This is a genomic window from Phyllobacterium sp. P5_D12, assembly GCF_054049495.1.
In genome coordinates this window covers 1-10,185 of the sequence record NZ_JBFUMG010000131.1, presented here as the reverse complement: position 1 = coordinate 10,185, position 10,185 = coordinate 1, and the positions used below count along the sequence as shown (strand labels likewise).

Annotated in this window: 9 protein-coding genes and 3 pseudogenes; 7 read left to right on the top strand and 5 right to left on the bottom strand. The window is 57.3% G+C overall.

Annotated elements, in window-relative coordinates; translation table 11 throughout:
• Positions 1–544 precede the first annotated feature (544 nt).
• Positions 545–1,636, top strand: a complete 1,092-nt coding sequence (gene cax, locus ACXJ5O_RS11160) for a calcium/proton exchanger (protein ID WP_457299957.1) — start codon at positions 545–547, stop codon at positions 1,634–1,636.
• Here the strand turns inward: cax and ACXJ5O_RS11155 are convergent.
• Positions 1,590–2,814, bottom strand: a pseudogene (locus ACXJ5O_RS11155) (tyrosine-type recombinase/integrase). The gene cax and the pseudogene ACXJ5O_RS11155 overlap by 47 nt on opposite strands.
• 377 nt (positions 2,815–3,191) lie before the next feature.
• On the opposite strand from ACXJ5O_RS11155, the gene ACXJ5O_RS11150 reads away from it, so the two are divergent.
• Both ACXJ5O_RS11150 and ACXJ5O_RS11145 read left to right on the top strand, forming a co-directional pair.
• The gene (locus ACXJ5O_RS11150) at positions 3,192–4,703 is read left to right on the top strand and encodes a cyclic nucleotide-binding domain-containing protein (RefSeq protein WP_457299956.1); all 1,512 of its coding nucleotides are present in this window, start codon (positions 3,192–3,194) and stop codon (positions 4,701–4,703) included.
• Positions 4,704–4,859: 156 nt separating this feature from the next.
• Positions 4,860–5,846, top strand: a complete 987-nt coding sequence (locus ACXJ5O_RS11145) for a methyltransferase (protein WP_457299955.1) — start codon at positions 4,860–4,862, stop codon at positions 5,844–5,846.
• Positions 5,847–5,902: 56 nt separating this feature from the next.
• Here the strand turns inward: ACXJ5O_RS11145 and ACXJ5O_RS11140 are convergent, their stop codons facing one another.
• Entirely contained in the window at positions 5,903–6,604 is a 702-nt protein-coding gene (locus ACXJ5O_RS11140) for a GntR family transcriptional regulator (protein ID WP_457299954.1), read from the bottom strand.
• A 156-nt stretch (positions 6,605–6,760) separates the two neighbouring features.
• Here ACXJ5O_RS11140 and kduI point away from each other — a divergent pair.
• The 4 genes and pseudogenes from kduI to ACXJ5O_RS11120 all read left to right on the top strand — a co-directional run bounded on the left by kduI (position 6,761) and on the right by ACXJ5O_RS11120 (position 9,239).
• A pseudogene (kduI, locus tag ACXJ5O_RS11135) lies at positions 6,761–7,603 on the top strand (5-dehydro-4-deoxy-D-glucuronate isomerase).
• Positions 7,600–8,355 (top strand): 2-dehydro-3-deoxy-D-gluconate 5-dehydrogenase KduD, encoded by a 756-nt coding sequence (kduD, locus tag ACXJ5O_RS11130; protein ID WP_457299953.1) that lies wholly within the window; start codon positions 7,600–7,602, stop codon positions 8,353–8,355. Before kduI ends, kduD begins: the two are co-directional and overlap by 4 nt.
• The gene (locus ACXJ5O_RS11125; RefSeq protein ID WP_457299952.1) at positions 8,355–8,696 is read left to right on the top strand and encodes a cupin domain-containing protein; all 342 of its coding nucleotides are present in this window, start codon (positions 8,355–8,357) and stop codon (positions 8,694–8,696) included. The genes kduD and ACXJ5O_RS11125 overlap by 1 nt, the downstream gene beginning before the upstream one ends.
• A gap of 258 nt (positions 8,697–8,954) precedes the next feature.
• A complete protein-coding gene (locus ACXJ5O_RS11120) occupies positions 8,955–9,239 on the top strand; it encodes a hypothetical protein (RefSeq protein ID WP_457299951.1) in 285 nt (94 codons plus the stop codon).
• Between the two features lie 4 nt (positions 9,240–9,243).
• On the opposite strand, the gene ACXJ5O_RS11115 is transcribed toward ACXJ5O_RS11120, so the two are convergent.
• The 3 genes and pseudogenes from ACXJ5O_RS11115 to ACXJ5O_RS11105 all read right to left on the bottom strand — a co-directional run.
• The gene (locus ACXJ5O_RS11115; RefSeq protein ID WP_457299950.1) at positions 9,244–9,444 is read right to left on the bottom strand and encodes a dihydrofolate reductase family protein; all 201 of its coding nucleotides are present in this window, start codon (positions 9,442–9,444) and stop codon (positions 9,244–9,246) included.
• Positions 9,441–9,878 carry a dihydrofolate reductase family protein gene (locus tag ACXJ5O_RS11110; RefSeq protein WP_457299949.1) on the bottom strand — a complete coding sequence of 146 codons (438 nt, stop codon included), beginning with the start codon at positions 9,876–9,878 and terminating at the stop codon, positions 9,441–9,443. The genes ACXJ5O_RS11115 and ACXJ5O_RS11110 overlap by 4 nt, the downstream gene beginning before the upstream one ends.
• 95 nt (positions 9,879–9,973) lie before the next feature.
• A pseudogene (locus ACXJ5O_RS11105) lies at positions 9,974–10,185 on the bottom strand (HlyD family secretion protein); the annotation flags it as partial.

Here is a 10,185-nt window from a genome sequence, read left to right as displayed (position 1 = left end):
AGAGCAGGATACCAGTGAACGGCAATATGATGCGGCTGCAGGCAAAGATCAGCAACCCCACGAGTCCGATTTGAAGCGCTGAATCGAGCATTCTCAAGAGCGGCGGCGCGCGCTGAGGGATTGTGACGTTCGGCTGCATTTTGCTGCCCCCTTCCCAGCCAATCCGGATCCAGATAGCTCGGTCCTCCAGCTAACTATTTACCTGTTTCGGCCGTTCTGCAAGACAGATGCAACAGTGCTCGCTGGACGCGCCTCGGATGGGCCATGTGAGAAGCTCGGTGTAGCCTCAGCCTGCCGCGGGTATGCGTCAGGCGTCCCTTGCGTGTACCCGTTGCGGCGGCGGCAGCTTAGGACTAAATTACCATCCTCACGACCGCGTGATTTTAGGGGAAACGTCATGGAGTCGTATGCAACTGGCGCACGGCCTTCTTCCTAGCAGGCGAGACCGGGTTGCTCGCGACGGTCGGCGTAGAAGCCGTACGTYCGACTGTCATTAATCGCAATTCGTACCTGCGCCGCGGTCGAGCCTTTATTTGGAGGAGTCATGAATTATTTGTGGCAAGAAATCCAGCACAACCCGATCCTTTGGCTACTCGCTCTCGTGCCCATTGTTTTTGTGGCGAAGTTGGCCGGTCCTGAAGCGCACACGCTGCTTTTTCTGCTCGCGGTATTGGCCATCATTCCGTTGGCGACTCTGCTCAGTCACGCCACCGAGTCCGTTGCTGCAAAAACCGGCGATGCGGTCGGTGGCCTCCTCAATGCAACACTCGGCAATCTCACYGAACTCATTATTGCGCTGGCGGCACTGCGCCTTGGCCAGTTTACCTTGGTAAAGGCCTCCCTGGCCGGAGCAATTGTCACCAACACCCTGTTTATGTTGGGAGCGTCGTTCTTGCTCGGGGGCCTGAAATACCACGTTCAAGACTACAATCGCGCTAATGCGCGCCTGCAGATAACCTTGCTGTTTCTGGCAACAGTCGCCCTGATTATCCCATCAGCAGTTGTCTCTGCGGATTTTGAAGTGCCGTCGGAATTTGTGCAGAAACTGAGTGTCGGCCTGTCAGTCGTCCTGATCATCGCCTATGGATTGGGTCTCGTATTCTCACTGAAGAGCCACAGCGAACTCTTCGGCAGCACGGAAGAGGCTTCGGAGGAGTCGAGTTGGCCTCTTAATGTGGCCCTTGTTACGCTGGCGGGCKTCACGGTTCTGGTGGCGCTCGTAAGTGAAATCTTTGTCGAATCGGTTCAGGAAGCGGCGGTTACCTTCGGAATGACGCCCGCATTCGTGGGCTTTATCGTTGTGGCGTTGGTAGGCGGTGCCGCGGAAATGGCATCAGCCTTTTCCGGCGCTCGCAAGAACAGGCTCGATCTGAGCGTTGGCATTGCTCTCGGGAGTGCTGCGCAAATCGCGCTATTCGTTGCACCAGTCCTTGTGCTGCTGAGTTACGTCATCGGGCCGGGCCCGATGGACCTGCAATTCTGGCCGGGTGCGGTTGTCATGGTGCTCATCGCTACGATGACGGCCACCATCGTCACCAACGGCGGGCACTCGACATGGTTCGTGGGTGTATTGATGTTAATGGTCTACCTCATTCTTGCGATGACACTATACTTGCTGCCGCCTGGCGGGCAGTAGCAGACGTCTTCCACAGCTCATTGGTTGAAACGTAATCGCCCCAGCGCTGCATCAGCACTCTGCGCTGATCTAGAAAGTCAGATCATTGGTAGGCGCGGGTCACTTTGTTTCCGAATGAATGCGCTAGCGTCATTTCGGCAATTTCATGCGGCCCATGCGTTTCCTCGGCCAGCCACATGCGCAAACTGCTGCGAAATCCGTGAGGCCGCGCTTCAAGCCCGCGGCGCTGCATCAGGCGCGCCATCGTCGCATCGGATATCGGTCCGCCACGAGGCGCTGAAAACAACAAACCATTCCTCGAAAAGGGCAGGACAAGCTCGATCACTCGCATTGCCTCCGAGCTCAGCGGGATGCGGAAATCACTGGTGGCGCCTTGACGCCCCTTCATTAGCTCGGCCGGAATTGTCCAGGTGCCGCCATCGACATGCTCAGTCCGCATCATCCGCAGTGGCGATGATCGCGCTCCGGTCAAAATTAGAAGGCGAAGGCGCAAGATGGGTCACCGTTTATTCTTGCAACGAGCTGTAAAATGCCGGCAGAGCCTGCCAGGAAATCGAGGCAATGTGTTGAGCCTGGTGGCGGCTTTTGCCAAGGAGCGCTCTGGCCTTTGCCGTCGCCTGCAGATCGACGTCCAAGCCCTTTGCCGCGGCGTAGCGAAGAACGATGCTTAACCGGTTCAACGCCTTTTTAGCGACATCAGCCTTGGTGTGCCAGATTGGCGACAAGGTGTCCTTAACACTACCTTGATGGATAAGTTCTACCGGCATGCTGCCAATCTTGGACAAGACATGAATTTGCAAAGGAGAGAGCCAACACCCGGCTTTACCATCGCCTTTGAGTTCGGCCTTTCTGGCCTCGAATGCTTCGCCGGTAATGGAACGCAACGAAGTATCCCGAAGTCGTGCCTCCAATAAAAGTCTGCCACGCTCTTTGATCGGGTCCTTTCCATCCTTAGCCACAGCCCGCCAATGTGCCGCCTTATCGCGTGCCTGTTTGAGTGTGACGTCTGACAGGCTACCAAGGCCCATTTCTCTGCGGTGCCCGTAAATGGCAAGCCGTAAAACCCATTGTCCGCCGCCATCCGGCCGCTTGACCAGCCAGAGCCCATGACCATCGTTGAACTTTCCTACGCCACATGTTTTGATCTTGATGGCGGTCAGTTTGTGTAAGCCATGCATGACAGCATGGTACAGAAAAATTAGTAATTTCAACAATTTATTGCATTCTGTGAAACATAATGATACTCAATAAAACGCGCTTTCGGTGCTCTCTATCCGCACCATAGATTTCCGAGAAGATTCAAGCACGGTCTAGAGACCATCGCCGTTAGTCAGTTCCTCGAAGCAAAGTCCTTGGCTGCCGCGAGTGAGCAGTGCTCATGCTCCGCACCATGTCAGCGCATAATTTCGAGCAGATATTGGCACTGCCCTCTGAACAAAACTTCACATTTGCACATGGTCGGGCCAGCATGGAACGGGGGTGGGTGAAGTGATCGTTTCATCCATGCAAGAACCAACTTGTGAGCCGCAGCAAAGCGTTCTAGCGTCGAAGGCAGATGACATTTTTTGAGCTGATCACCGATCCGATCATTCAGGCAGGGACCCTAGCGGCAGTCGGGGCTTTCGTCTCGCGGGTGGCGCTGCGCAACAATCCGCGATTGCACCTTACTTTTCAGGTAACGTTCTTTGTCGTCCTGACCACCCTGCTGCTTTACCACGGCATCGTTCCCTACGAGGCGGGACCAGCCACAGCCTCGGCTGTCCAGAAAGTTTTCATCGGGATTGCAAAGGTGATCTGGTGGATCAACGCCGCCTGGGCCCTTGTCGGTTTTGCGCGCGTGTTCTTGATCTTTGAAAGGCGTCCGCGGGAGGGGAGGCTTATCCAGGATCTGGTCGTCGGCATTATCTATCTTGGAGCGGTTCTCTCAGTCGTTGCCAACGTTTTCAGCCTGCCGGTCGGCACACTGATCGCGACATCCGGTGTGCTTGCCATTATTCTTGGCCTGGCACTGCAAAGCACCCTGAGCGATGTCTTTTCCGGCATCGCCCTCAATCTCGGTAGGCCCTATGTTATTGGAGATCTGATCGTTCTCAGCGACGGTACCGAGGGCAGGGTAGTTGAAACTAATTGGCGGGCAACGCACCTGCTGAACGCCAAAAACGACCTCGTCGTTGTCCCCAATAGCGACTTGGCCAAGGCAAGGCTTATCAACGTAAGCAACCCCGATCGCAGCCACGGGGTCAGCCTTACCGTGCGCTTCGCGGCAACGACGGCGCCGGGGGCCATCGTGGATATTATGCGCGCTGTCCTTTTGAGTTCAACGACGATATTGAACGTGCCGGAACCGAGCATCCAGATAAAATCGCTGGACGGCTCAGCAGTCGAGCTGGAGCTGTCGTTCCGGGTTGCGGATATCGCTCTGGCGGGGACTGCCCAGAACGAAATATTCGATCTGATCTATCGCCACAGCCTGGCGGCTGGCATGCCCTTGGCAACACCCATCGTTCAACCAGCATCTGGCGCAAAGACGGAACCTGCCACGAGCAGTCGCTCCAGCCAAATGCGACTCCTCGACGCCCTCCCGCTTTTCAAAACGCTCACCGACGACGAAAAGGAAGTTCTTGCCAAATCCATGTCGCGTCGAACCTTCCGTAAGTCGGATGTGATTGCTGAGCAGGGCAGTGAGATGAAGTCGCTGGTGATCGTTCGAAGCGGAGTTCTGGCCGTCACACGCGAAGAAGGCCACAGGCAGCTTCAACTCGCCAAACTGGCGCCGGGCGATTATTTCGGCGAGGCGAGCCTTCTGGCTGGCGCGGGGGAGCCGGGCACGGTGCGTGCGCTCGCCTCTACAGTTGTTTATGAAATCGAGAAATCGACCTTGGCGCCACTGCTCCATGACAGGCCAAGTCTCGTCGATGAACTCAGCCTCATTTTGTGCAGACGAGCAGAGGCAGAAAAGCATTTGTTCGAGAACAGTACTGAGATTGCCGGCATCCATGCCATGCCCGGACTGGTTAAAAAGATCAGGCATTTATTTGAGATCTCTCATGTAGAGAGAACTGAGTAGTGCACAATCCAAATTCACAAAAAATTGCCTCTTATCGGCATTTTCAAACTAACGTTTATCGACGGTGATCGGTTCTGAACGAAACCGGCATCAGGATGTATCGCAACCAAACTGACGTGTGCGCCCGAGTAACCAGATCGCCGAAGGGGATGTGACGTGGTGGATTCTGATCGGATCGACAACCTGATCGCAGCGGTGGCCCCCGCCTTGGCGCTTCGCGCCGGGCTGGACCTTGGCATCTTCACTCGGCTCGGTGGCGGCGCTGTGACTGCTGACACGCTTGGGGCCGCACTCAAAATCGAGCCCGACCGTCTGTCGCGGCTCCTCTACGCGCTCGCCAGCATCGGTCTCCTCGAAGTCAGGGACGGTCAATTTCGCAACGGAGCCGAAGCCTTGGCCTTCCTCGACGCGTCCAAGCCGACCTATCGTGGCGGCGATCATGCGCTCCTGCGCGAGCTCTGGGGAGCCGACCTACTGACGGCAGAGTCGCTGCGACAGAACCGGCCGGCTGCATTGCACGACTTTTCCGAAGCGGGGCCTGAGGCCGCGGTGGCCTTCAGCCGCATGCTCGCACCGGGCGGGGTGATTTTCGGCCGACATCTGGCCCAAGAGATGGACCTCTCGGCGATCGGTTCGGTGATTGACATCGGCGGGGGCGCCGGGACTATTCTCGTCGGACTTCGCGAGGGGCGGCCGCAGATTGCGGCGACGCTGATGGAACTCCCAACGGTCGCAGCCGTCGCGCCAGCTATCCTGTCAGAATACGGCGCCGACGACGTGGTTGTCGAAGAGGGAGACATAACTGTCGCACCATCGATCGGTCGGCACGATCTGGCGATTCTGAAGGCTGTAGTCCAGGTCTTACCGCCGGACCAAGCGCGTAGTTCGATCCTGAACGCAGCGCGTTGCCTCACACCAGGGGGCGAGATCGCAATTGCGGGGTGGGGCGTCGTCGATGATGACCGCCTCGGCCCGCCTGAGGGTGTCTTTTTGAATCTCACATTCTTGAACCTCTATCGCCACGGCGAATCGTACACTGAAGGTCAGTATCGCGCGTGGATGACCGAGGCTGGATTCCGGGATATCTCCAGGTCGCGCCTGACGGACGGCTGTACGTTGTTTCGCGCGCGCCTCACGGGCTGATCGTGGCTGGCAGCCGTGTGTAAGATTTAGGTATTCATACGCAGCACTGCACGGCGCTATTCGAACAGCTCACGATTGTCAGATTCGATCTGTGGTAGATCATTCAGAATGCCGTTCAGATGCACTCTCATGGCGTCGGCTGCGGCATCGGCGTTTCGGGCGTCGATGGCGGTGACGATCTTCTCGTGCTGCTCGATAAGGTTTTTCATAGAGGCCGGGTTACGGAGCTGCAGATTGCAAACCCGATCCATATGCGCCTTGATGTCTGAAATCGCGTTCCAGGCGAGACCGCAGCCGGCTCCTTCTGCGATAGCAATATGAAACTGCTCGTCCTCCCGGCGAAAAGCATTGTGATCGTGGTCGGTCATTGCCACTCGCTGGCGCTCGAGGATGCTGTCGATCTTTCGCCGCGTCCACGTATCGAAGCTTTCGCTGGCCCGCCGTACAACGGCAACCTCGATCGCCTCGCGCACGAAGCGGGCCTCCATCATCTGGCGCGCCGAGATGCGGACCACGACGGTCCCGCGATTGGGGCGGATTTCGACGAGCTTGGATTTTCCGAGGGCGATCAGCGCCTCGCGTACCGGCTGGCGGGAAACGCCGAGACGAGACGCGATCTCCTGCTCGGACAGACGTGAACCGGGCGCGAGATCGAGACGGATGATCGCCTCGCGCAAATCCCGTTCGACCTGAGCGGCGGTCGTTTCCCCTGTCTCGATCTTCAATGTCTCAAGGTCCAAGCTTTTCGCCACCGTCATCTCGTTGACATTTGTTTGTAACCACCATACAGTACCATACAATCCGGCGACAGCACAAGGTGTTCGATGTGAACAAGGCAGAACCCAGCCTCAGCCAACTAACCGGATATGTCGTCCTCACCTGACCCTTCCATCAAACACCAAGAGGCAAATGCTGTGACAATTTTCGTAAACGTGCGCCAGGTCGTTGGTCCAGAAGACGCCGCCAAGCGCGACACGCAAGGCCTGCGCAAGGACTTCCTGATTGAGGGGCTTTTTTCGAAAGGCCAGATCAATCTCACCTACAGCCATCTCGACCGGATGATCGTGGGTGGTATCGTCCCGGCGGGGCAAGACCTCGTGATCGACCAGGTCAAGGAAACCGGGACCAGCCAGTTCCTTGAACGTCGCGAGGCCGCCATTCTCAACATCGGTGGCAAGGGCACGATCATTGTCGGCGACGTCGACTATCCGCTCGGCTTCCAGGATGCGCTCTATGTCGGCATGGGGCAGGGCACGCTGTCGTTCCGCAGTGACGACCCAGCAAATCCCGCCGAATTCTATCTCCTGAGTGCGCCGGCACACCGCGCCTGCCCGACCGTGCTGATCACGCTCGACATGGCCAAGAAGGTGCGCACGGGCTCGACTGAGGAGGCCAATGCCCGTACGATCAACCAATATGTACATCCGGATGTCTGCGAGAGCTGCCAGCTTCTGGTCGGTCTGACGATATTCGAGCCGGGTTCCGTCTGGAACACCATGCCGGCGCATGTGCATGACCGGCGCATGGAGGTCTATCTCTACTTCGGCATGGAAGAGTCGACGCGTGTCTTCCATTTCATGGGTGAACCCCACGAAACGCGGCATCTCGTGTTGAAAAACCATGATGCGGTGCTGTCGCCCGGGTGGTCCATCCACTCCGGTGCCGGCACCGGGTGATATTCGTTCATCTGGGCGATGGCCGGCGATAATATGAGCTTCACCGATATGGACAAGGTCCCGATGGAAAGTCTGAGATGAATCCGTTCGATCTTTACGGCAGATGCGCCATCGTCACCGGTGCAAATACGGGCATCGGCCAGGCGATTGCAGTCGGTCTCGCAGGTGCCGGCGCCGACATCATTGGCGTCGGACGTTCGCCGATGGAAGAAACCGCAGCCCTCGTGACAGCCGGCGGCCGTTCGTTTCATCCTGTCCTGGCCGATCTCTCCAGGATGGACGAGGTGCGCGCTGCCGTCGAGCGAGCAGCAGCCATTCGCAATCGCCCCGATATTCTTGTCAATAATGCCGGGATCATCCGCCGGGCCGATACGATCGATTTCACCGAGGAGGACTGGGATGCCGTCATGGACACCAATCTGAAATCGGCGTTCTTTCTCTGCCAGTCCTTCGCCAGGATGGCGATGGCGGAGAAGAGGCCTGCCAAGATCATCAACATCGCCTCGCTCCTGTCGTTCCAAGGCGGGATTCGTGTTGCATCCTACACGGCGGCAAAGAGCGGCCTTGCAGGCCTGACGCGGCTGATGGCAAACGAGTGGGCAGCCCATGGTATCAACGTCAACGCCATTGCCCCTGGCTATGTCGAGACCAACAACACCGCGGCGCTGCGGGCGGATGGCGAACGCAATGCCGATATCTTAAAACGCATTCCGGCCGGACGCTGGGCGCGAGCGGATGATATGGCTGGAGCGGCCGTCTTCCTTGCATCCCACGCGTCGGACTATGTGCACGGCACGGTCCTTCCCGTCGACGGCGGATGGCTGGCGCGATAATGGGAGTACAGACGTCTAACTATCACACATTGCCTGACGGCTTGGCCTGGACGGAAACCTCGCCCGGCAGTCGCCGCGCCGTCCTTTCGCATCGCCCGGAAATGATGCTCGTCGCCTTCAGCTTCGACAAGGGCGCGATCGGCGCGCTCCATTCCCATCCGCATACCCAGGTGAGTTATGTGGCGAAGGGTGCCTTCGAGGTGACTGTCGATGGCGTGACCACGACGCTGCCCACCGGCAGCAGCTTCATCGTCGCCCCTAATCTCGTTCACGGCGTTGTGGCGCTTCAGGACGGTTTGCTTATCGACACGTTCACGCCAAGACGGGACGATTTTCTGTAAGGCGTCCGAAACCGCTTCTTCACTCACTGGGGCGGCGGGCACCGTCGGGTACGGATGTTAGTGGGCATGGTTCACCTGGGATCAGTTTCCTTGATGCGATCGGGCTTCTCCCGTCAAATATCGCAACCGGGGTTGTGCCGGGCCCCAAATGCAATGTAGTTTGCCGCCTTGGTACAGTCTTGCTTTTTCATGGGAGCATTCAAAACAGATTTATGCCTGACTTTGGTCATTAGGCAAATTAAATAGAGGATTTTCACGATGTCCAACGCGGTTTCAGATTCATCCAATACTTCCAAAAATCTCTCCAAGAGCCGGATTTTACTATTTGTTGTTCCAATAGTGTTCCTCGCGGCATGCGCGTCTTCCGAGAAGAAGTGGGTCCATAGCGAAGAGCCCGTCACACCCGCGAACAAGGATATGGCCGAATGCAAATATCAGGCTGCCGGTTCAACCGCCGCCCTAGCCACTGACAGTTCTGCCAGGGCTAAGGAACAGGCCAATCTTGTCAGTGCATGCATGCAGGCAAAGGGCTATAAGCAATAGCACGCTAGGCTTTTGTGACCGTTGCCGGCCGATACCTCAGAAAAACGTCCCCGGCTTTTAGCGCCGTTGCTTCGACGAGGTTTAGCTTGAGCTTGTCTGCCAGGTTTCTGAAAAGTGGTTTGCCATCGCCCAGTGCCTCCGGTTCTACGACGAGCTGATATTCATCGATCAGATTGAGCCGCGCCAGATTTTGCGCTGTCCTCACGCCGCCATGGAATACAATGTTCTTGCGGGCTGCCGCTTGAGCGCCGAAACGGTCCGCACCATGTCTTCATCATTCTTCACCAGCAGCAGCTCGCTATTCTTCCAAGGCAGCCGCTCCTCGGTGTTTGAGAAGATTGCCTTGCGTGCGTCTGTTGCCCAGCGGGCATAGGCACGGTAGCCGCTCGATAGATCGGGATATTTGGTTTCCGCGGTCAGCCAATAGCCGAGAAGTTCGTCTGCCACGAGCCGCCCGAGCAGCAGTGTGTCCGAGCCGCCAGTCAGTTTGGGCACTACCGTGTCCATAATGCCTTGATCATCGACCGTGCCATCATCCTCAGATCCACCATCGCCGCTGGCGCTTGGCTGGGCGGTTTTTTCGGCAGCAGCAACGTAGCCGTCCAGGGACATGTGCATGAACAAAATCAGCTCTCTCATTTTTCCTCCTTCAGGCGGGGGTTCATTCTCGCCTGTTGTCCCGCTAAGGACGTGTCGAGGCCTCCGATCCCGACATTCGCTGAGAAAAAAATGGTCTAGTGGCCGCCCAACACCAAGGTCTGGACGGGCAGCATCAGTGCCTGCATTCGAAGGATCATGGCATGTACGATGGCGACTGTGTCGACCATGTGCAGGAACAACCATTTCCCCGTGCCGATATCCTTCGCGGCAAGCGCGTCGTGGTTGTTGGTATACGCGTTTGCGATACAGCTGCTGCCCGGCGGAATTCCCGCCAGTTGCCCCGGAT

Coding starts and splice junctions, on each gene's coding strand:
- ACXJ5O_RS11150 (WP_457299956.1), top strand. CDS start 3,192: ATGACATTTTTTGAGCTGATCACCGATCCGATCATTCAGGCAGGGACC.
- ACXJ5O_RS11140 (WP_457299954.1), bottom strand. CDS start 6,604: ATGACGGTGGCGAAAAGCTTGGACCTTGAGACATTGAAGATCGAGACA.
- kduD (WP_457299953.1), top strand. CDS start 7,600: ATGAATCCGTTCGATCTTTACGGCAGATGCGCCATCGTCACCGGTGCA.
- ACXJ5O_RS11125 (WP_457299952.1), top strand. CDS start 8,355: ATGGGAGTACAGACGTCTAACTATCACACATTGCCTGACGGCTTGGCC.
- ACXJ5O_RS11120 (WP_457299951.1), top strand. CDS start 8,955: ATGTCCAACGCGGTTTCAGATTCATCCAATACTTCCAAAAATCTCTCC.
- ACXJ5O_RS11110 (WP_457299949.1), bottom strand. CDS start 9,878: ATGAGAGAGCTGATTTTGTTCATGCACATGTCCCTGGACGGCTACGTT.